This is a genomic window from Labrenzia sp. PHM005 (genome assembly GCF_006517275.1).
Taxonomy (GTDB): domain Bacteria; phylum Pseudomonadota; class Alphaproteobacteria; order Rhizobiales; family Stappiaceae; genus Roseibium.
Genome location: NZ_CP041191.1, coordinates 4,174,680 through 4,194,257 on the forward strand (window position 1 = coordinate 4,174,680; position 19,578 = coordinate 4,194,257).

21 protein-coding genes are annotated in these 19,578 nt (G+C 54.4%); 7 read left to right on the forward strand and 14 right to left on the reverse strand.

The window, feature by feature from the left end:
* Positions 1-59: 59 nt before the first annotated feature.
* Both FJ695_RS18865 and FJ695_RS18870 read left to right on the forward strand, forming a co-directional pair.
* Positions 60-764, forward strand: a complete 705-nt coding sequence (locus FJ695_RS18865; protein ID WP_141186881.1) for an ABC transporter substrate-binding protein — start codon at positions 60-62, stop codon at positions 762-764.
* Between the two features lie 37 nt (positions 765-801).
* Entirely contained in the window at positions 802-1,530 is a 729-nt protein-coding gene (locus FJ695_RS18870; protein WP_141186882.1) for an ABC transporter substrate-binding protein, read from the forward strand.
* Positions 1,531-1,578: 48 nt separating this feature from the next.
* On the opposite strand, the gene hflX is transcribed toward FJ695_RS18870, so the two are convergent.
* The 9 genes from hflX to dusB all read right to left on the reverse strand — a co-directional run bounded on the left by hflX (position 1,579) and on the right by dusB (position 13,222).
* Positions 1,579-2,865, reverse strand: coding sequence for a GTPase HflX (hflX, locus tag FJ695_RS18875; RefSeq protein ID WP_141188813.1), 1,287 nt, complete (start codon positions 2,863-2,865; stop codon positions 1,579-1,581).
* A gap of 120 nt (positions 2,866-2,985) precedes the next feature.
* Complete coding sequence (hfq, locus tag FJ695_RS18880) at positions 2,986-3,240, reverse strand: RNA chaperone Hfq (RefSeq protein ID WP_055676098.1); 255 nt, start codon at positions 3,238-3,240, stop codon at positions 2,986-2,988.
* 186 nt (positions 3,241-3,426) lie between these two features.
* Positions 3,427-4,290, reverse strand: a complete 864-nt coding sequence (locus FJ695_RS18885) for a D-amino-acid transaminase (RefSeq protein WP_141186883.1) — start codon at positions 4,288-4,290, stop codon at positions 3,427-3,429.
* Positions 4,291-4,392: 102 nt separating this feature from the next.
* Entirely contained in the window at positions 4,393-5,769 is a 1,377-nt protein-coding gene (gene trkA, locus FJ695_RS18890) for a Trk system potassium transporter TrkA (RefSeq protein ID WP_141186884.1), read from the reverse strand.
* A 51-nt stretch (positions 5,770-5,820) separates the two neighbouring features.
* Positions 5,821-7,188, reverse strand: coding sequence for a sigma-54 dependent transcriptional regulator (locus FJ695_RS18895; protein WP_141186885.1), 1,368 nt, complete (start codon positions 7,186-7,188; stop codon positions 5,821-5,823).
* Complete coding sequence (locus FJ695_RS18900) at positions 7,178-9,442, reverse strand: PAS domain-containing sensor histidine kinase (RefSeq protein ID WP_141186886.1); 2,265 nt, start codon at positions 9,440-9,442, stop codon at positions 7,178-7,180. The genes FJ695_RS18895 and FJ695_RS18900 overlap by 11 nt, the downstream gene beginning before the upstream one ends.
* A gap of 153 nt (positions 9,443-9,595) precedes the next feature.
* Positions 9,596-11,035, reverse strand: coding sequence for a nitrogen regulation protein NR(I) (gene ntrC, locus FJ695_RS18905; RefSeq protein ID WP_141186887.1), 1,440 nt, complete (start codon positions 11,033-11,035; stop codon positions 9,596-9,598).
* A 13-nt stretch (positions 11,036-11,048) separates the two neighbouring features.
* Positions 11,049-12,188 carry a nitrogen regulation protein NR(II) gene (locus FJ695_RS18910; RefSeq protein ID WP_141186888.1) on the reverse strand — a complete coding sequence of 380 codons (1,140 nt, stop codon included), beginning with the start codon at positions 12,186-12,188 and terminating at the stop codon, positions 11,049-11,051.
* The gene (gene dusB, locus FJ695_RS18915; RefSeq protein ID WP_371708792.1) at positions 12,185-13,222 is read right to left on the reverse strand and encodes a tRNA dihydrouridine synthase DusB; all 1,038 of its coding nucleotides are present in this window, start codon (positions 13,220-13,222) and stop codon (positions 12,185-12,187) included. Before dusB ends, FJ695_RS18910 begins: the two co-directional genes overlap by 4 nt.
* Before the next feature lie 136 nt (positions 13,223-13,358).
* On the opposite strand from dusB, the gene FJ695_RS18920 reads away from it, so the two are divergent.
* The 5 genes from FJ695_RS18920 (at position 13,359) to FJ695_RS18940 (ending at position 16,988) form a co-directional block, all read left to right on the forward strand.
* Positions 13,359-14,612, forward strand: a complete 1,254-nt coding sequence (locus FJ695_RS18920) for a bifunctional 2-C-methyl-D-erythritol 4-phosphate cytidylyltransferase/2-C-methyl-D-erythritol 2,4-cyclodiphosphate synthase (protein WP_141186889.1) — start codon at positions 13,359-13,361, stop codon at positions 14,610-14,612.
* A gap of 7 nt (positions 14,613-14,619) precedes the next feature.
* Positions 14,620-15,129, forward strand: a complete 510-nt coding sequence (locus tag FJ695_RS18925; protein WP_141186890.1) for a CinA family protein — start codon at positions 14,620-14,622, stop codon at positions 15,127-15,129.
* A gap of 210 nt (positions 15,130-15,339) precedes the next feature.
* Entirely contained in the window at positions 15,340-15,810 is a 471-nt protein-coding gene (locus FJ695_RS18930; protein ID WP_209010719.1) for a hypothetical protein, read from the forward strand.
* 164 nt (positions 15,811-15,974) lie between these two features.
* The gene (locus FJ695_RS18935) at positions 15,975-16,454 is read left to right on the forward strand and encodes a hypothetical protein (RefSeq protein ID WP_209010720.1); all 480 of its coding nucleotides are present in this window, start codon (positions 15,975-15,977) and stop codon (positions 16,452-16,454) included.
* A gap of 99 nt (positions 16,455-16,553) precedes the next feature.
* Positions 16,554-16,988 (forward strand): hypothetical protein, encoded by a 435-nt coding sequence (locus tag FJ695_RS18940; RefSeq protein WP_141186891.1) that lies wholly within the window; start codon positions 16,554-16,556, stop codon positions 16,986-16,988.
* A gap of 34 nt (positions 16,989-17,022) precedes the next feature.
* On the opposite strand, the gene FJ695_RS18945 is transcribed toward FJ695_RS18940, so the two are convergent.
* Genes FJ695_RS18945 through FJ695_RS18965 form a run of 5 tightly spaced genes read right to left on the reverse strand, consistent with a single transcriptional unit; the run spans position 17,023 to position 19,578 of the window.
* A complete protein-coding gene (locus tag FJ695_RS18945) occupies positions 17,023-17,475 on the reverse strand; it encodes a type II toxin-antitoxin system RatA family toxin (RefSeq protein WP_141186892.1) in 453 nt (150 codons plus the stop codon).
* 48 nt (positions 17,476-17,523) lie between these two features.
* The gene (lipA, locus tag FJ695_RS18950) at positions 17,524-18,498 is read right to left on the reverse strand and encodes a lipoyl synthase (RefSeq protein ID WP_141186893.1); all 975 of its coding nucleotides are present in this window, start codon (positions 18,496-18,498) and stop codon (positions 17,524-17,526) included.
* Positions 18,499-18,554: 56 nt separating this feature from the next.
* Complete coding sequence (locus FJ695_RS18955; protein ID WP_141186894.1) at positions 18,555-18,989, reverse strand: thioesterase family protein; 435 nt, start codon at positions 18,987-18,989, stop codon at positions 18,555-18,557.
* The gene (locus tag FJ695_RS18960) at positions 18,986-19,342 is read right to left on the reverse strand and encodes a gamma-glutamylcyclotransferase (protein WP_141186895.1); all 357 of its coding nucleotides are present in this window, start codon (positions 19,340-19,342) and stop codon (positions 18,986-18,988) included. Before FJ695_RS18960 ends, FJ695_RS18955 begins: the two co-directional genes overlap by 4 nt.
* The gene (locus FJ695_RS18965; protein WP_141186896.1) at positions 19,339-19,578 is read right to left on the reverse strand and encodes a GlsB/YeaQ/YmgE family stress response membrane protein; all 240 of its coding nucleotides are present in this window, start codon (positions 19,576-19,578) and stop codon (positions 19,339-19,341) included. The genes FJ695_RS18960 and FJ695_RS18965 overlap by 4 nt, the downstream gene beginning before the upstream one ends.

Genomic DNA, 19,578 nt, shown 5'->3' on the forward strand with positions numbered 1-19,578 from the left:
CTGCGTAAAAATGCCACACTCACTTCCGTAACGTTATCCATTTGTACAGTTGGAGCAAAATGGTTCTGTTTCGCCAATTCCTCTGGCTCTTCCTCGCCTTGGCCCTACAAATCGCCCCAACAAAGTCCGAAACTTGGCGTGTCGCAGCGCTTGAGTGGCCGCCCTATGCCAGTCCGGATCTACCAGGCGGTGGTATTGCCGTTGCGGAGCTCCGCAAAGTTCTTGAATCAGGCGGGATCGACCTTCAAATCGAGTATATGCCGTGGCCAAGGGCTCAGGCGCTGGCGCGCTCTGGTTCTTACGTCGGGTACTTCCCCGCATGGCCAGAAGAAGTGAAAGCCGGTTTCTTGGCATCTGAACCCTTGGTGATGTCTTATGTTGGCGTCGTCCAAATGAAAGAGACACCAGTTTCATGGGGCTCTTTAAAAGATCTCTTTAAAAAATACCGGGTCGGCTATGTCAGCACTTATGTCTATCCGAAGGAAATCCAAACGCTGATAGACCGGAACAGACCTCTGGAGGCTGGCTGTGATAATGAGCGGGATCTTACCCGCAAGATGGCAGCTGGACGGATGGACCTTGCGATTACAGACCCCAATGTCATGCTCTATTTTGCTCAAGAACTCGGCTTCGACAATTTGGAAGCAAATCCCAGTTTGATTACTGAAAAGCCGTTGGTTTTAGCGATTCCAAACCAACCGGCCTTCAAAGCCCGGCGCCACCTCTTGAATGAGTTAATCGAACAGCACAATGCAGCAAATTGACGGGGAAAACGGTAGGCATTACGGACCGGAAAGTTGAATGAAACATAGCCTTCTTTGGATAATCACTGTCACTTTGCTGACATTGACCGGCCAGTCGGTAGGTGCTGAAGTCTGGCGAATTGCTTCCGGATCATGGCCACCTTATTCAAGTCCAAATATTGAGAATGGTGGGATCGCCGTTGCCGCCCTACGGCGGTCGCTCAAAATAGTCGGCGTCCAGCTGGATATTGAATATATGCCCTGGCCACGAGCAAAACTGCTTGCCAAAAGACCTGAGTTCGATGGCTACTTTCCAGCCTGGCCGGAAGAGGTTGAAGAAGGTTTTGCCGCGTCAAAACCGGTTGCCATGTCGCAAATCGGTGTTATCCGGAACCAAAACCCGCTTGAATGGAGTTCGGCGTCAAATCTGTTTAAACGCTATAAAGTCGGGTTTGTACGCACCTATGATTATCCTGTGGACTTGCAGGCGCTGTTCGAAAAACATCAAGAACAGGCCGATGCCAACGAAAACGAACGAGAACTCAGCCGGACCCTCGCTGCCGGCCGGATTGATGCTGCGGTCACCGATCCGAATGTTCTCTTGCACACAGCCAAGGAATTGGGTCTCACCGGTTTGGTCGCCGAAAAACGGATTTTATACCGCAAACCACTGGTGGTCGCGCTTACCCAGAAGGATGGCTACAAGCGCAAACTGGCTTTGCTTAATCAGGCCCTGCCGCTGATGACTTTGCAGCAACTTTATTGCTGCCCACTTTTGACGGATTAAAACCAGCGTTTTCTTGTCTGCACCCGCGACGATCAGCTTCTGCCGAATTCATTCAGTCAAAAATGCAGAATAAACATCCCGGAACGGTCCGCGCTGCTTGTCAGAGACCCGAACCTCAGCTGAGACAAATTCTTCGCCGTCCGTTCGCTCTAAAACTTCTGCCATTTGGTAAAGCTTTGCAATCAAAGCCCCTTCAGCAACAGGTAGCTTGACCGACAAAATATCATCGTGCCGGGCCATATAGGCATCAATACGTGCACTCAGCTGTTCAATTCCGGCGCCGGTTACAGCGGAGAGCGCCACCGGTCCCTCGCCGCCTTCCTCGGCCAAGAGTTTATCCCGGTATGCTTCGTCGAGCAGATCGATCTTGTTCCAGACTTCGATGATTGGCGCTCCGGTCTGCGCATCGACTCCCAGATCTTCCAGAGTTTTTTGAACATCCTCCGCCTGCGCTTCCGTATCCGGATGCGAGATATCGCGTACATGAAGGATCAAATCAGCCTCTAGCACCTCTTCCAGCGTCGCGCGGAAGGCTGCAACCAAATGGGTGGGCAAATCGGATATGAACCCGACAGTGTCTGACAGTATGATCTCTCGGCCGTGCGGCAGGGTAATCTTGCGCAAGGTTGGATCCAGGGTCGCAAACAGGAGATCCTTTGCGAACACATCCGATTCCGTCAGCCGGTTAAACAGGGTCGATTTGCCTGCATTGGTATACCCTACCAGGGCAACAACCGGCTGTGGAATTTTCTTGCGTTTTTTCCGGTGCAGCTCGCGGGTCCGGCGGACACTGTCTAGCTGTTTTTGTAAGGCAAGGATCCGGTCCTGGATCTGACGGCGGTCGGCCTCAATCTGCGTTTCACCTGGGCCACCCATGAAGCCGGCGCCACCGCGCTGACGTTCCAGGTGGGTCCAGGAGCGCACCAGACGGCTTTTCTGCCAGCTCAGATGCGCCAGATCGACTTGCAAACGGCCTTCTTTGGTGCGGGCCCGGTCACCAAAAATCTCCAGAATCAAACCGGTCCTGTCGATCACTTTGGTTTTCAGATGGCGTTCCAGGTTTCGCTGTTGAACCGGTGACAATGGGTGGTCGATGACCACCAAATCAAGGTCCTCACTGGCCACAATGCCGGCCAACTCGGAAACCTTACCTTCGCCAAACAGAGTTGCGGGTTTGGGATTGTTGACCTTCACAACACCAGAATGCGCAATATCAAGATTGATGGCCGCACTCAGGCCCAATGCTTCTTCAAGCCGGGCTTCCGGACTGCGGTTGGCACGCAGTTCCGATTGGGCGGTTTCGGAACGCAGCTGGATCACTGGCTCCAAAATCATCGCACGGAAACGCTGGGGCAGACGATCCACCCCAGTGTCTTTTTGCCTTAGCGATTTCTGTCCAGGTTCTTCCGAACCGTTCGATTTCGAAAAGTCGTCTTCGCGAGACTTCGGTTTCAATCAGTTAGCCTTTTCCGCGTTTTCCTCAGCCTGATCGAACAGTTGAACAGGTCCGTTTGGCATAATTGTGGAAATAGCGTGTTTGTAAACCAGCTGCGAATGCCCATCGCGGCGCAGCAGGACACAAAAATTGTCAAACCAGGTCACAACACCCTGCAACTTGACACCGTTGATCAAGAAAATCGTCAGGGGTGTTTTTTGTTTGCGAACGTGATTGAGGAAAGTGTCTTGTAAATTTTGTGCGCGCTCAGCCATGTGTTTTTTTTTCCTGTTTGTCCGGATGCGGCCGAGCATCCGGCTTCTTCCTGGCCTGCAGTTATCGATACTAATCCATTTAGATTGCAGCGATACTAGCCTGCCCGCTTTTTGCGTTGCCCACCTTTAGGAGCCCTCTGCCCCAGCTCAATGTCACGCCCCAACCCAGCCAAGCGGGGCGTCGATTCACACCACCTTCAAATCAGTAGCAGTATGGAACAGTTCGCGCAATCGGGTTGCAACCGATCCGGGATGGCCATTGCCGATAACCCGCTCATCAATTCGTACTACCGGCATAGCGATATTTGTCGCAGCGGTAACAAATGCTTCGCGGGCATCATAGGCCTCTTCGAGGCTAAATGCCCGTTCTTCGAATGCCAGCCCTTCCCGTGCAACCAGGTCCAAAATACCCGCTCTGGTAATGCCGCGCAGGATGCCGTTTTCCGCGGGCCGGGTGACCAGCACGCCCTCTTTGGTTACGATCCAGGCATTGGTAGACCCGCCTTCTGTGACGTTTCCGTCCGCATCGACATACCATGCTTCTTTGCCGCCTTTTTCTTTGGCACTTTGCTTTGCCAAGCAGTTCGGTAGGAGAGCAATGGACTTAATATCGACTCGCGGCCAACGGTTTTCCGGATAACTGAAGACCGAAATACCGGTTTCGGCGAGAGCTTGGCCAGCGGCCGGGCTGGACGAGCGTGCCGTCACAACAATAGATGGTGCTACGGTTTCAGGCGGAAAGAAGTGGTCACGGCGAGATACACCGCGGGTGACCTGAATGTAGACAATGCCATTGTGAACTTTGTTCCGGCGCACAACCTGGCGCAGGACAAATTCTACAGCTGCCCTGCTCATTGGCCAATCAATCGAGAGTTCGCTAAGCGAACGTCCGAGGCGGTCCAAGTGGCGTGGCATATCTACAATCTGGTTATTCCAGACTTCGCAAACCTCATAAACGCCGTCCGCGAATTGATATCCCCTGTCTTCGATGTGGACAGCGGCATCAGCGTGCCGGACATACTGGCCATTCACATAGGCAATACGGCTCATGAATTCTCCTGATCCAAGCCGGTTCATTTTGAACCAATTGGTATTGTTATCGTTTTGACCGCTTGGTCAGAGAAATGCAAGGCCAGTTCTAAGCCAAAAGACTTAAAAGAAGTCGAGGCTGACCCGGAACATTTGTTCCACTTGGCGCACTCTGCTGGCAACTGCGAAGATGACGATGCGGTCTTTCGCCTGGATTTGCAGGTCGCCATTTGGCGTTAGAACCTCGCCATTGCGGAACACTGCGCCAATGCGGATACCAGAAGGCAGATCGATCATACGCAGCGGTTTGCCTACCAGCGGCGACGTATCGAGCGCTTCCGCCTCAACAATTTCCGCAGCCCCGTTCTGCAGGGTGTGGACACCCCGGATCCGGCCGCGGCGCACATGCTGAAGAATTTTTGAAATAGTCACTGCCCGCGGGTTTATGAAAGCATCAATTCCAAGCGCATTGGTGAACGCCGGATAACTTGGATTGTTGAGCAGAGAAAGCGAGCGCTTACAACCCAGCTTCTTGGCCATCACGGACGACAGAATGTTGACCTCGTCCTCATTGGTCAGAGCCACCATTGTGTCTGCGTCACCGGCGTCGGCTTCATTCAAGATCGTCAAATCCAGCGCACTGCCGTGCAAAATGACTGATCGTTTGAGATCATCAGCGACCGACATCGCCCGATCGCGGGAGGCTTCGATAAGCTTGATTTTTGTGCCCGTCTGACGCTGCTCCAATGCCCGCGCCACGTAAAGACCAATGTTACCGCCACCGCAAATGACGACCTTGCCGGCTTCGGGCTCTTCATGGCCGAAAATTCCAAGTGTCCTGCGGACCTGGTCGCGCTTGGCAACCACATAGGCAAGATCCCCAGTCAGAATGGAATCACTGCTTTTGGGAACAAACAACTTGTTGTTCCGGTAGAGACCGACAACCACCGCCCCTAGATCTGGAAACAATTCGGTCAGCTGATGCAGCGGTGTATCAACCACTGGACAATCTTCTTCACACATGATGCCAACAACGACCACATTGTCATCGGCAAAGCGGACCGTTTCGACGGCACCGGGCAGCGCCAGGCGGCGCAGAACCATTTCGCCCACCTCGATCTCAGGCGAAATGATCACATCAATTGGCATGTTGTCGCGGGAAAAAAGATTGCGCCAGCGCCCTTGCAGGTATGACTGAGCCCGAATCCTGGCGACTTTGGTCGGCACGTTGAACAGCGAATGCGCGACCTGACAAGCCACCATATTGACTTCGTCATAGAGTGTGACCGCGACAATCATGTCGGCTTCTTCTGCGCCAGCCTGGGCAAGAACATCCGGATGGGCACCATGCCCGACAAAACCACGGACATCGAGCTGATCGCCGATCGCGTTGATGAGTTTCGGTGAGGAATCAATCACCGAAACATCGTTCTGCTCTGCCGCCAAGCGCTCGGCAATCCCGTATCCGACCTGGCCGGCACCGCAAATAACGATCTTCATGGAAATTCCCTTTCCGGCTTTCGCAGGAGCAACTTACAAAGCGTTGGCGCCTCAGGTCATGCCCAAAGTCTTAAGCTTGCGGTGCAATGCAGAGCGTTCCATACCGACAAATTCAGCTGTGCGCGAGATGTTGCCGTCAAATCTTTTGATTTGAGCCTGAAGATATTCCCGCTCAAAGATTTCCCGCGCCTCGCGCAAGGGCACGGACATCAGGTGTTCGCCCGTACCGGATGACGGCAGGCTGGGCAACGTCTCACCGATTTCTGCCGGGAGCAGATCTGCGGTGATCGTGCTGTCCGGCTCTCCCCGGCTCAAGATCATCAACCGTTCGACATTGTTGCGCAGCTGACGGACGTTGCCCGGCCAGTCATGAGTTTGCAGAACGGCCATGGCATCATCACCAATCGGGCGTAGCGGAATACCGGAGGCTCCGGAGATCTGTTCCATGAAATGACGCACCAGAACCGGGATGTCCTCACGCCGTTCGGCAAGTCCTGGGACCCGCAGCGGGACAACGCTCAAACGGTGGTAGAGGTCCTGGCGGAACAGGCCCGTTGCGATGTGCTCTTCCAAATTCTTCGACGTCGAGGATAAGATCCGGATATCCACCTGGACCTTACCAGTGCCGCCAACTCGGGAAAAACTTTGTTCGACCAGGACACGCAGGATCTTGCCTTGGGTTTCGGCCGGCATATCCGCGACTTCATCGAGATAGAGCGTGCCGCCGTGTGCTTCCTCCAATGCGCCGATTTTGCGCAAGTTGCCGTTTTCGTCCTCGATTCCGAAGAGCTCTTCTTCCATGCGGGCCGGTGTGATTGTCGCAGCGTTCAAGACAACAAACGGGCTTTTGGCGCGCGGAGACATGTTGTGGATCATGCGCGCGGCTCGTTCCTTGCCCGAACCGGAGGGGCCGGCAATTAGAATCCGGCTGTTGGTTCCGGCAATTTTCTGGATCGTTTGGCGCAAGCTGTGCGTTGCGGAGGAATCCCCGACAATGTCACTGGTTTCCCCGCTGCGCTGGCGGAGATCACGCACTTCCCGGCGCAAGCTGGACGCTTCCAAAGCCCGTTCGACGATATGGACCAGCCGGTCCGCCTTGAACGGCTTTTCGATGTAATCGTAGGCCCCTCGTTTGATCGCCGAAACCGCGGTTTCGATGTTGCCGTGGCCGGAAATGATCACCACCGGCATGTCCGGATCGGTCTCTTTGAACAGGTCTAATAGGGCAAGGCCATCCAGCCGGCTGCCCATCAACCAAATGTCGAGAATGACCAGAGACGGCTTACGCTCCTTAACAGCGGCGATGGCGCTGTCAGAATCATGCGCGGTACGTGTGCCATAACCATCATCATCCAGGATACCGGCGATCATTTCGCGGATATCGGTTTCATCGTCTACAACAAGAATATCATGCGCCATGGGCAGTCACTGTTTCTTCATTGGTTTCTTCAATTGCCTGGCTGTCGGCTTTCATCGACAACGTCAGGCGAACAAGGGTTCCGGTGTCACCCGGTTCGTTTTTGGGGGCGTCTAGTAGATCAATACCGCCGCCGTGGTCTTCCAGGATTTTCCGGACAATCGCGAGGCCAAGCCCTGTGCCTTTTTCCCGGGTCGTCATATAGGGTTCCAGCAGCCGGGACCGGTTTTCCTCCGGCAGGCCGATACCATTGTCGATCACATCCACAATTACCCGCTCAGGAGCCTCTACCGGCTCACAGCGTAGGCGGACCTTTATTTCCCCCTTGGGCAAATCCTCTCCGGTGCGCGCCGCGACGGCTTCCGTGGCATTCTTGATGACGTTGGTGAATGCCTGGCCGACAAGCCGCTCGTCATAGGTTGCCAGGACCGGCGTTTCCGGCAAATCGGCGGTCACCGAAATCTCCGGGTTCGCGACCGACTGCATGAACGCCGCATTGCGGACGGCTTCACGCAAATCACTGGTATTTTTCTTTGGTTTGCGCATGCGGGCAAAGGACGAGAATTCATCGACCATCTGACCGATGTCCCCAACCTGGCGGACAATCGTATCGATGCACTGGTCGAACACCTGCCGATCCTCTTCGATCCGCTTGCCATACCGGCGGCGGATCCGCTCTGCAGACAATTGGATCGGGGTCAGCGGGTTCTTTATTTCATGCGCAATGCGGCGGGCAACATCGGCCCAAGCGGAATTGCGCTGGGCGGAGACCAGATCGGTAATGTCATCCAACGTCACCACAAATCCATGTTCACTGCGGGTGGACTGTTCACTCGTCGTGCGCACGTTGATGGTTCTTAGACGGCCACCGCGGGTAATTTCGATTTGAGTTTCCGGTAGCTTTTCTCCCGGATGCCCCAATACATCCGATACATAGTCTTTTAGCTCGGGAACAACCTCAGAAAGTGGCAAATTCAGCGTACTGATTTCATACACCTGCAACAGCACTTCTGCAGACCGGTTGATCAGGATAACCGAAGCCTCGTCATCAATGCCAATTACCCCGGTAGAAACACCCGATAGCACCGCTTCGTTAAACCGGCGCCGGCGGTCAATTTGCTCGTTTGCGGCGAGCAATGCATCGCGCTGGCCAACCAGCTGCCCGGTCATCTTGTTAAAAGTTTGACCAAGGTTTGCCAGGTCACCGCCTGCTTTTTCAGTCGGAACCGTGACTGAGAGATTACCGCTGGCAACCTCATCGGCGGCCGAAATCAGCGTTCTGATGGGTGAAACCAGCTGATTTGCGAAGCCAAACCCGATCCAGATAGCCGACAAGAGAAGAACCAGCGCAACGCCGAGATAAACGAGAGCAAAGGCGACTTGAACACCAAACCGGCTGTTTTCCATTTGCTGGTACTGCAGCGCGCCACTTTCGGCCAGTCCCATGTATTCCACTACGCGTGGATCGAGGCGACGCACAGCATAAAGCACAAACCCATCATAGGCGGAAAGGTTCATGACGCCGCCGACCAGATTGGATGTCCCCGGAGCAATGAGAATTGGATCGCCGGATTTCGCCTTGAACAAACTGTCTGCAGGCGGCAACGGAATTTCCGCGTTTGGGTCAAGAACAACCCGTGTAACCACTTCGCCTTTATCATTCAGGATATACGCGGCCAAAATCCCTCGAAGTGACACCTGAGTGCGGAAGAACTGGTCAAACCGCGTGGGCTCAAAGTCATAGACCGGCTTTGCCCTATCCAAATCGGTGGTCATCGCAATAAGGTCGCCGCGCAATACCCTCGCATGCTCTTGAAGATAGGCTTGCGCAACAGTCAAAGCGTTGTCGATGATCAGCCGGGTCCGATCCTCGAACCAACGGTCAAGCCCCCGATCAAGGGTGACAGCAGCCAGGATGGCCATCAAAATTGCTGGAACTGCCGCAACAACACTGAACAGTGCCACAACGCGTACATGTAGCCGCGCGGCGGCGCGGCCCCGGCGGCGCGCATGCAGAAGTTTTGCAATTTCATAACCGATCAGGGCCAGCAGAATAACCGCCCAGATCCCGTTGATCGCCATCGCCGTGACGATCACATCCAGGGTCGGATCAATCGACGTCAGCCCCATCAGAATGAAAAAGGTAACGGTGATGGAGATCAGGGCCAGGATCATGATGGCCAGACCGGCCCGCCGCCATAACTTGTTGGTGGCGCCCGATTGCGCAATGGAATGCTGAGTAGCTTCCAGTATCATTCCGCCTCTGGTGTTTGCCTGTAACTTATTGATTGGCGGTCTCTACCGCGTGATTGAGGCAAACTTACCACACAATGTTGCGAAATTACGACAAGGCAATTTCGTCCACCGAGAATTTTGACGGCGGACGAGTGTTTCTGCCTATGTGACGCCTCAACGGGTTGAGCGCATCACCTGGATATCCAAATCTCGGATTTTCTTTCGCAACGTGTTGCGGTTGACGCCCAAGAGTTCGGCCGCCTTGATCTGATTGCCCCGGGTTGCGGCCAGCGCTGCACTGATCAAGGGGTATTCCACTTCCCGCAAAATCCGGTGGTAAAGACCGGGTGGTGGCAACGCCTCGCCAAATGTGTCGAAATAACCTGACAGGTATTTCTCAACCGATCCGCCCAAATCTATCGACTCCGGAGCATCTTCCTCAAGCGGGTTGACAGTTGGTTGGCTCAGCTCATGGTCGAGCATTGCCTCACCGATAACATCCTGCGGGTAAAGCGCCGCAAGCCGGCGGACCAGATTTTCCAGTTCTCGCACGTTTCCCGGCCAGCGGTAGCGGCGCATCAGGTTCATGGCGTTCTGATCGACCTGTTTCGCCGGAAGGCCTTCTTTTTCTGCCATTGAGAAAAAGTGACGCACGAGATCTGGAATGTCTTCCACACGTTCGCGCAGCGGTGGGAGGCGGATCGGAACAACATTCAAGCGGAAATACAGATCTTCACGGAAAAGGCCCTGATTGATCAGATGCCGCAGATCCTTGTTGGTAGCTGCCACAATCCGGACATCTGTTTTGATCGGCGTACGGCCGCCAACCGTGGTGTATTCGCCTTGCTGTAGAACACGCAGCAGCCGGGTCTGCGCTTCCATTGGCATATCGCCAATCTCGTCAAGGAACAGCGTACCGCCATCAGCCTGCTCAAACCGGCCAGAACTCCGGTTCTGCGCACCGGTAAAGGCGCCCTTCTCGTGGCCAAATAGCTCCGCCTCGATCAGATCCCTTGGAATAGCGGCCATGTTAATCGCCACAAAGGGACCGTTGCGGCGCTTGCCATAATCATGGAGCGCGCGGGCGACCAGCTCCTTGCCCGTGCCTGATTCACCGTTGATCATCACGGTCAGATCGGTCTGCATCAAACGCGCGAGTACACGGTAAATCTCTTGCATGGCCGGCGACCGGCCAACCAGCGGCATGCCCTCACCGCTTTCTTCGACCTCAGCAACCGGCCGTTTTTTGGGCTCTTCAAGAGCGCGCTGGACGATGCCGGTCAGTTCTTTCAGATCGAAGGGTTTGGGCAGATATTCATAAGCACCTTTTTCGGATGCTGTAATGGCCGTCATGAAGGTGTTCTGCGCACTCATCACCAGAACCGGCAACTCGGGCCGCATCTTTTTGATGCGCGGCAGCACATCAAAAATATTCTCGTCCGGCATCACGACATCGGTGATCACCAGATCGCCGTCGCCGGAAGACACCCAACGCCACAGGGTCGACGCATTCGATGTCAAACGCACAGTATAACCGGCCCTGGACAGAGCCTGATTGAGAACAGTGCGAATGGCGGCATCATCGTCGGCAACTAAGATTGTGCCAGTCGGCATAGTCTATCAGCCCTTATGCTGGTCCGGTCCCAGGTCCGGAATCTGAAGTGTTGAACGCTGGCATCAGGATACGGAAAACGGTTTTTCCACGCTGGCTGTCGCACTCAATCACGCCGCCATGATCTCCGATGATCTTGGCAACAAGTGCAAGGCCCAACCCAGAACCGTTTGTTTTTGTTGTGATAAATGGCTCAAACAGATGCGGCAGCAAATCTTCGGGAACGCCCGGACCATTATCCTGGACGCAGAATTCTAACGGCAAGCTGACCATGTCTTCGGTTCCCGGAACCGACAAGCGGACACCTGGCCGGAAGGCAGTTGAGACCCGGATTTCGCCATCCGGATCATCACCGATCGCCTCGCTGGCATTCTTGATGAGGTTCAAGAAAACCTGGATCAATTGATCCTTGTTGGCGTAAACCGCCGGCAGCGACGGGTCGTAATTCTCCATAATCCGTTTGCCGCGGGCAAACCCGCTATCGGACAGGCGCTTCACATGGTCGAGAACGATATGGATGTTGACTGGTTCACGCTCGATCGGCCGCTCATCGGAAAAAACTTCCATCCGGTCGACCAGTTTCACGATCCGGTCTGTTTCATCCATGATCAGGCGGGTCAGAGCCCGGTCTTCATCCGGCGCAGATTGTTCCAGCAACTGGGCTGCACCGCGGATTCCTGACAAAGGGTTCTTGATCTCATGAGCAAGCATGGCCGCAAGCCCCGTAACAGTCCGGGCAGCCCCTCTAGAGGTCAGCTGGCGGTCAATCTTTTCCGCCATCGTGCGCTCCTGGAACATGAGCACAACAGCGCCAGGCCGATTGCTCACGGGAGCCGCATTGATATCAACGACTTTCGGCGCCCCAATCTTAGGCGACCCGATATCGACTTTATATTCATTCACTGGCGCGCCGCGCTCGCGCACCTGATCAATCAAAGTGAGCAACGGGCTGCCAAAAGGGATAAATTCGCTGATCGGATGCCGACGTAGGACCGAAATACTTGAGCGCATGAAAAATTCGGCCGCCATATTGGCCGATTCAATCACGCCATCTGGAGCGACAAGCAGGACCGGGTGCGGCAAGGCATCCAAAATGGTTGGGCCATCACTGGCGAGCGCTGCCTTGCGGCCTTTGGGAGAATCAAAATCCGTCAAGCTGCCGTCCGTGTGTTGCAGGAGGAAAACCAATCTGACGCGATCCGGATAACCTCATCCGGCTGGTTCGATGTCATGAGGGTCTTTTTCAAAGCTGCAGGCATGTCAGCACCGCCTTGATCGGCGGCGGTTTCCAAATACCAGCCAAGATGTTTGCGGGCTATCCGAACACCCGGCAGCACACCATAGTGAGACAGAATGGCGCCGTAGTGTTCAGCAACCAAATCTGCGAGATCAGAACCGGCCGGCGCTTCAAGACGCTCGCCGGTTTCCAGATAATGCCCGACATGACCAGGAAGCCATGGTTGGCCGTAAGCTCCGCGGCCGATCATCACCGCATCAGCGCCAGACGCGGTCAGCATCTGTTCAGCGCTTTCAAATCCGGCGCAGTCGCCATTGGATATCAAAGGAACCGAAATTTCCGATTTCACATCGGCAATCGCCCGCCAATCGGCTGTGCCCTTATAGAACTGGCAGCGGGTACGCCCATGAACTGTAATCAACTGGACGCCAGCAACCTCTGCCCGGCGCGCCAGTTCCGGCGCGTTGATGGAAGTATCATCCCAGCCAAGGCGCATTTTCAAAGTGACCGGCACATCAACGGCGGCAACTGTCGCCTCGATCAGGGTCAACGCATGATCGAGATCGCGCATCAAGGCCGATCCGGAATAGCCAGACGTCACCTTTTTGGCAGGGCAGCCCATATTGATATCAATGATATCGGCACCGAGCCCGGCGATCACCTTAGCCGCCTCGCCCATCCAGCACGCCTCGCGACCAGCCAACTGGACAACATGCAAGCCCTCATCTTGAGCCTCGGCCCGCATTTGGGTTTCAGCATCCCCTTTGACAAAGGATTCGCTGGCAACCATCTCGCTGACGACCATGCCAGCACCGAATCTTGCTGCCAGACGGCGGAACGGTAAATCGCTCACGCCAGACATCGGCGCAAGCACAGCGCGGTTCTTCAAAGTATGCCGACCAATGGTGATGGGTGTCATGCCGGGTGACGTCGCGGTTTCATAAATGCTCATTGTCTGTGCATTTTTCTTTCTGCCTATATACTAGACAATTTCAAAATGACAACAAGGGATAAATTGCGATCAGGCTTCCAAATTGGTTAAAGACGATTTCAACACCGGGCCATCGCCCGCAGGAGAAAATCTCGTTATGCCAGAAACCACCGCTGCTCTTGTTGTCGCTGCCGGACGTGGCAGCCGAATGGCGCAAGATGGCAGCGCCACCCCGAAGCAGTACCGGACAATTGCCGGTGCGCCGATCCTCTCCCATACATTGAATGCCCTTGGGAATCACCCCGGAATATCCCGTATACTCACAGTGATTCATGCGGATGACGCCGAAGCCTACCGAGATGCAACAAGCCAGCTTGAAATTGGTACGGCTGAAAAACTGTTCCCGCCGGTCATTGGCGGCAAGACACGGCAGCAATCAGTGTTCAATGGCCTCACAGCTTTAGAACCGCACGAGTTTTCTCATGTTCTGATCCATGATGCAGCCCGCCCCTTCCTCACAGGAGATGTGCTCAACCGGATCATAAAAGCCCTCCACTCTGGAAACCAAGGCGTATTGGCCGCCGTCCCCGTCGTTGACACGCTCAAACGGCAGACCAGCGGACAAGATCAATTGGAAACAGTCGACCGGAGCAATCTATTTGCCGCGCAAACCCCGCAAGCTTTCCAGCTTTCCCGGATCCTGGCAGCTCACCGGGCAGCAGCAGGCGCTGACCGCTTTGATTTCACAGACGACACCAGCCTTGCTGAGTGGCATGGTATGGTCATCACCTTAAGCGACGGCGACCCAGCCAATTTTAAAATCACAACACCAGCGGACATGATCCGCGCCGAACAACAGGCCAGCTTCTTTAAAATGACTGCAAACTTGACCCCTGCCCCCACTTTGGCCGACCTGCAGGATGTCCGCACAGGCATTGGGTATGACGTTCATGCATTTGAAGATGGCGAAGAAGTCATACTTGGCGGAATTTCCATTCCTCATGACAAAACGCTGAAGGGCCATTCGGACGCCGACGTTGTTTTGCACGCCATTACAGATGCAACACTTGGCGCTATTGGGGACGGTGATATTGGCCAGCACTTCCCACCAAGTGATCCGAAGTGGAAAGGCGCAGCCTCCGACCAGTTTCAGATTGACGCCGTCCGGCGCGTTCGTGACCTCGGCGGCCGGATCGCTCATATCGATGTGACCGTCGTGTGCGAAGCCCCTAAGATTGGGCCGCATAGGGAGGCAATGCGTAAATCTATTGCCGAAATATGCGGCTTAAGCTTCGCTCGGGTATCGGTCAAAGCGACTACATCGGAAAAACTCGGCTTCACAGGACGCAAAGAGGGCATTGCCGCCCTTGCAAGCGTGACTGTCCGCCTACCCTTAAACGAGGATGAATGAGACCTTCATGACCGATGCATCACTGACCAAGCTTGAGGATCTCTCCCCGCTGGCCATTAAAGTTCTGGACGCGCTCAACGCGCGCAAAAAAATGGTGGCTACCGCGGAATCTTGTACCGGTGGCTTAATTGCCGGGGCCTTGACCGAGATTCCAGGCTCCTCTGCAGTGGTAGACCGGGGCTTCGTTACTTATTCAAACGAAGCAAAAACAGAAATGCTCGGTGTCCCGGCGGACCTCATCGCAAAGGTTGGTGCGGTTAGCAAGGACGTTGCCATAGCCATGGCAGAAGGAGCTTTAAAAAGCTCCGGCGCTGATATTGCCGTTTCTGTGACCGGCATTGCAGGTCCGGGTGGTGGCAGCGATGAAAAACCAGTCGGAACGGTCCATATTGCAGTTGCACAAAAAGGCCAGCCTACGACCCACCTTCATTGCTGGTTTGCAGACCGAGGACGCCAATCGATCCGGCTTGAGACCGTCCAAACAGCGCTGACAGCAATACTTGATGCTTTAAATTAAATTATTGACAAATAATCGGATTTTCTTTTCCCGGTTCGGCAACACAAGCAATTCCGGGTGGTTCCACGCTGTCGCCAACAATACAAATCAAACTCACATAAAACAGTGTCGCTCGCACTAACCTCTGATTTACGTTGAGCAAGAAAGGCGCTGTACGGCAATTTTTGTCGTGTGTAGGTTGCAGCGGAATAAATCGAAGAAAAGCTGGCCATGACGATCCGCTACGCCGTATTGGCGGTAACAACTTTCCTGTTCCCACTCGCCGCCCAAGCTGGAGCAATTCCTTTGCCGGGTGACTTCTATTTTATTTCCCGGGATCAGTACGGCACATTTGTTGGCAGCCACAAGTTATACCTGGAACATGCCAAAGGGCTAAAACATGTGCAGTATTGTAATCGCGACTATTTTGTCCGCGCCAACTCTGTAGCGTGGACACAAATTGAAGCCGACCTCGGCCATCATGTGCAGATCGAGTTCAACTTCGGCCGCGGTTGGCGGCCAATCTGTCAGCGTCCTCAGGATCAGGTCGCCTTGCGGGACCTTGGCATCAATATGCCCGCAAGGGAATTCCTGCAACAAGGAGCCGATGATGACCAACCAGCCAGCCGCCTATCCAAAATCAGCGGTGTATTCGGCAAATCAAATAAAGAATCCCGACATAAAAGTTATCACACGCAGTGATGGAAATTATTTGAATTATCTAGTGATTTTCGGCCAATAGCACATTGTTTAAATTTAGAATCAATTTCGACGGCTTTATGTAATCACATCTAGAGGTGATCGTTCTATTACCCTAGCGTGCAATAGTGCTATCGCGAAATGAGTTCGCGGGTAAGGACCGGATTATGAGAATCCCAAAGACCGTTTTTGCTGCCGGGCTGGTATTTGCCTGCAGCGCGCAGTCACAGGCTCAGGAAGCGACGCCCAAGATCGGCGATACTCACATCATTTCACGAGATGACCATCGAGTTTTCCGGGGGTCTCACCGTATCTACAACCGGAAGGCAGACGGCCTCGTTGAAGTCACCTATTGCAACCGATCCTACTGGGTGCGCTATGCCACTGTCGCCTGGACCCAGTTGGAAGTTGACCGCGGCAATGAAGTGCGGGTCGAATTTAACCGCGGTAAAGGCTGGCGGCCGATCTGCGCCCACCCTGAAGAACAAGTAACCCTGGCAGATCTCGGCATCCACGAAGACCCGAGGATTATCGTCCAAGAAGACGGCCCGACCGAAAGCCGGATCAACCGGTTTGCTGCTATCAGTAAATCATTCAGTCCGACAGGAAACACATCAGGGAAATCCTCCTACCACGCCTCAGATTAAGTCCGAAAAACGCTTGGTAAGGCTCAGGCAAGACACTTGAGGTATAAAGGACAGACTTAGACGATCCTTCGAACCCCAGACTGCATAGGAGGTTGACACATGAAACGCTCTGTTTGCGTCGCGGCGCTGGTATTTCTACCCGCGGTCGTTTTGGCCGGTTCGAGTTATGCCCAAAGTGACTTTTATATCCGGTCGCAACACATCAACGGCGGGTTCACCGGATCTCATGAAATCTTGACCAACCCGCGAAAGGGTTACTACGAAGCCCAATACTGTGACCGGACATTCTGGGTCACATCGACTACGGTCGCATGGACCGAGGAAGAAGTTTCAGCCGGCCGCACGCTCGTCCTCGAAGAGAATTTCGGCGCATCCCGCACAATAGTGTGTTCGGATAACAAAGCCTTTGCGAGCTTGGATGACCTCGGATTGAAAAAGCGGGAAATTGAACATCTTCGGGAGACAAAAGGCAACTTTCAAACCCGCGCCAGCCGTCTTCACAATATCCGCGACGCTTTCAAACAATTTAAGTAGAAACTTGCGGGGCCGTGCCTGTCACGGCCTGAAATCAGCTGCCGTAGACCTGATCGGCGCGGGTTTCAAACGCGCTCGAAAACTTCCGGAACGCCTTGTCGAACATGGCACCCATCATCGAGCCCAGTGTGCGGCTGCGGAATTCATAATTGATGTAGAAGCCGACAGTGCAGGCACCGTCCTCCAACTCCTCAAACGTCCATTTGTTTTCAAGGTGCTTGAAGGGGCCATCGAGATATTCAACCAGGATCGTCCGTGTCTGCGGCTGCAGCTCCACCCGGCTGGTGAAGGTTTCCTTGAAGAGCTTGTAGGCGACCGTCATATCGGCAACCAAGACAGTCCGCCCTTCGCTCAGCTCTTTACGGCCACGCACATGCAGATCTTGGCACAGCGGCACAAATTTTGGATATTGCTCAACATCGGCGACCAGGCGGAACATGTCATCCGCCTTATGGTTGACCTTATGCGAAGATGAAAAACTGGGCATGGGTCAGTCTGATCCTATCGCCTTGCCGATTTCTTTATACCATTTCTATTAATGGCCGAGTTTTGCTTTCCGTACAGCCCGTAATTCCGCGAAATCCTCACCTGCGTGATGAGACGAGCGGGTCAATGGACTCGCCGAGACTTTCAAGAAGCCCTTGGCATAGGCAATCCGCTCATAACCCTTGAATTCTTCCGGTGTGACGAATGACATCACCGGATGGTGTTTCTTGGACGGCTGCAAGTACTGGCCGATCGTCAGGAAATCAATATCGGCGGCCCGGAGATCATCCATCAGCTGCAACACTTCGTTACGCTCTTCACCAAGTCCAACCATGATGCCCGATTTGGTGAACATCTGCGGATCAAGTTCCTTCACCTTCTGGAGAAGACGGATGGAGTGGAAGTACCGTGCCCCTGGGCGAACCTTCAGGTATTTCGACGGAACGGTCTCCAGATTGTGGTTGAAGACATCCGGCTGTGCTTCGACGACGATTTCTACCGCACCGTCTTTGCGCAGGAAATCCGGCGTCAGCACTTCCACGGTCGTGGACGGCGCTGTCTTGCGGATCGCCTTGATCACATTGGCAAAATGGGTTGCGCCGCCGTCGTCGAGATCGTCCCGGTCCACCGACGTGATCACGACATGCTGAAGTCCCATGGTCGCCACGGCGTCTGCGACGCCTTGCGGTTCGTTCAAATCGACCGGTCCAGGCATGCCTGTGCGTACATTGCAGAATGCGCAGGCGCGTGTGCAGGTGTCACCAAGGATCATGAAGGACGCATGTTTTTTCGACCAGCATTCCCCAATGTTCGGACAGCCGGCTTCTTCGCACACGGTGACAAGGTTGTTCTCTCGCACCGTGTTCTGCGTCTCTTTATAGACCGGCGACGTCGGCGCCTTGACGCGGATCCATTTCGGCTTCCGCTGAACAGGATTGTCCGGGCGGTGGGCCTTTTCCGGATGGCGCGGGCGCGCTTCGGATTGGTCTTTCGGGCGATTGAGCGTGTCGACGATCGTAACCATGGAGCCTTAAGTGTCTCTTCTTGCCTGTGAGGTCAAGCCACAAACCGGTATGCCAGTTAAGAGCCTGTTGCAGGGCTCATCAATTCACTGAGCCGCGATTTCGCTTTGTCCGTTAAAGGGTGAGATTTTCTTGTCTCATTGTTCATTTGAACAATCACAGTGACGGCGTTGGCCACCGGCTTACCATCCTGGAAGATTTTCTGGATGAGCTTAAACGAACTGCGTCCAACTTCCTTGACCGCAGTTCCGATCTCTACGTCGCCGGGCCAATTCACTTCCGCCAGAAAGTCCAGCTCAAGACGGGCGATAACAAAAGATGCCCCCACATCGGCCAGACCTTCATTGACGATGACTTCAACCCGGCCGGTTTCCAGAAAAGTGGCAAACACCGCGTTGTTGACATGGCCCTGCCTGTCCGTGTCGGCATAGCGGAGTTTGTCCGACGCGGTCATCGGAAAGTCAGAAATGCGGGCGAAAGCGTCTGGTGTCATGCGTCGGTCTCGTTTGAAATCACATAGATCGAAGCGGAAACGCAGCCAGCTGGTGTCTCTACATCGACTGAAACGCGTAGATAACCGCTACCTTCAAACGCGTCCAGCCTCTCCCAGTGGTCAACGAGGTCTTTTGACGTCAATAAGTGAACATCGATTGGGCCTTCTGCCGGATCCAGAACCAATCCTGGATAACCCAGCTCAGCGCCCCAGCCAGCTTCCACGAGGCGGCCCCGGATCACACCGCTGGTCCATTCGCCCTGCAGATCTTCAAGGTGATGATGGTTCACCCGGCCCGGCGCAAGAGTGCCATAGGTGGCAAGCCGGTGTTCCGCAGTGACCTCTTCAGTCACTTGAACACTTTCTTCCAGACAAACAGAAACAGGATAGCGCCAATGACAGCAATGATCAGCCGATCAAGAATGCCGCCGGTGACATTCAGATTGAGGATCGAGGCAAGTTCACCGCCTATCAATGCGCCAACCAGACCAACCACCAGGCTCCCAAGAAAGCCTCCCCGGCTGTTGAGCACCCGGTGGGCCACAGCGCCTGCAACGAGACCAATAATGACAGTGATAATCAATCCCAT

What these genes read in the sequence shown, in the direction of transcription:
- FJ695_RS18965 (WP_141186896.1), bottom strand. Translation starts at nt 19,578, where the DNA reads ATGGGATTGATTATCACTGTCATTATTGGTCTCGTTGCAGGCGCTGTG.
- trkA (WP_141186884.1), bottom strand. Translation starts at nt 5,769, where the DNA reads ATGAAGATCGTTATTTGCGGTGCCGGCCAGGTCGGATACGGGATTGCC.
- FJ695_RS18885 (WP_141186883.1), bottom strand. Translation starts at nt 4,290, where the DNA reads ATGAGCCGTATTGCCTATGTGAATGGCCAGTATGTCCGGCACGCTGAT.
- FJ695_RS18955 (WP_141186894.1), bottom strand. Translation starts at nt 18,989, where the DNA reads ATGACACCAGACGCTTTCGCCCGCATTTCTGACTTTCCGATGACCGCG.
- FJ695_RS18940 (WP_141186891.1), top strand. Translation starts at nt 16,554, where the DNA reads ATGAAACGCTCTGTTTGCGTCGCGGCGCTGGTATTTCTACCCGCGGTC.
- ntrC (WP_141186887.1), bottom strand. Translation starts at nt 11,035, where the DNA reads ATGCCGACTGGCACAATCTTAGTTGCCGACGATGATGCCGCCATTCGC.
- FJ695_RS18945 (WP_141186892.1), bottom strand. Translation starts at nt 17,475, where the DNA reads ATGCCCAGTTTTTCATCTTCGCATAAGGTCAACCATAAGGCGGATGAC.
- FJ695_RS18930 (WP_209010719.1), top strand. Translation starts at nt 15,340, where the DNA reads ATGACGATCCGCTACGCCGTATTGGCGGTAACAACTTTCCTGTTCCCA.
- lipA (WP_141186893.1), bottom strand. Translation starts at nt 18,498, where the DNA reads ATGGTTACGATCGTCGACACGCTCAATCGCCCGAAAGACCAATCCGAA.
- FJ695_RS18900 (WP_141186886.1), bottom strand. Translation starts at nt 9,442, where the DNA reads ATGATACTGGAAGCTACTCAGCATTCCATTGCGCAATCGGGCGCCACC.
- FJ695_RS18865 (WP_141186881.1), top strand. Translation starts at nt 60, where the DNA reads ATGGTTCTGTTTCGCCAATTCCTCTGGCTCTTCCTCGCCTTGGCCCTA.
- FJ695_RS18920 (WP_141186889.1), top strand. Translation starts at nt 13,359, where the DNA reads ATGCCAGAAACCACCGCTGCTCTTGTTGTCGCTGCCGGACGTGGCAGC.
- hfq (WP_055676098.1), bottom strand. Translation starts at nt 3,240, where the DNA reads ATGGCTGAGCGCGCACAAAATTTACAAGACACTTTCCTCAATCACGTT.
- dusB (WP_371708792.1), bottom strand. Translation starts at nt 13,222, where the DNA reads ATGAGCATTTATGAAACCGCGACGTCACCCGGCATGACACCCATCACC.
- FJ695_RS18935 (WP_209010720.1), top strand. Translation starts at nt 15,975, where the DNA reads ATGAGAATCCCAAAGACCGTTTTTGCTGCCGGGCTGGTATTTGCCTGC.
- FJ695_RS18925 (WP_141186890.1), top strand. Translation starts at nt 14,620, where the DNA reads ATGACCGATGCATCACTGACCAAGCTTGAGGATCTCTCCCCGCTGGCC.
- hflX (WP_141188813.1), bottom strand. Translation starts at nt 2,865, where the DNA reads ATGATTTTGGAGCCAGTGATCCAGCTGCGTTCCGAAACCGCCCAATCG.
- FJ695_RS18895 (WP_141186885.1), bottom strand. Translation starts at nt 7,188, where the DNA reads ATGGCGCATGATATTCTTGTTGTAGACGATGAAACCGATATCCGCGAA.
- FJ695_RS18870 (WP_141186882.1), top strand. Translation starts at nt 802, where the DNA reads ATGAAACATAGCCTTCTTTGGATAATCACTGTCACTTTGCTGACATTG.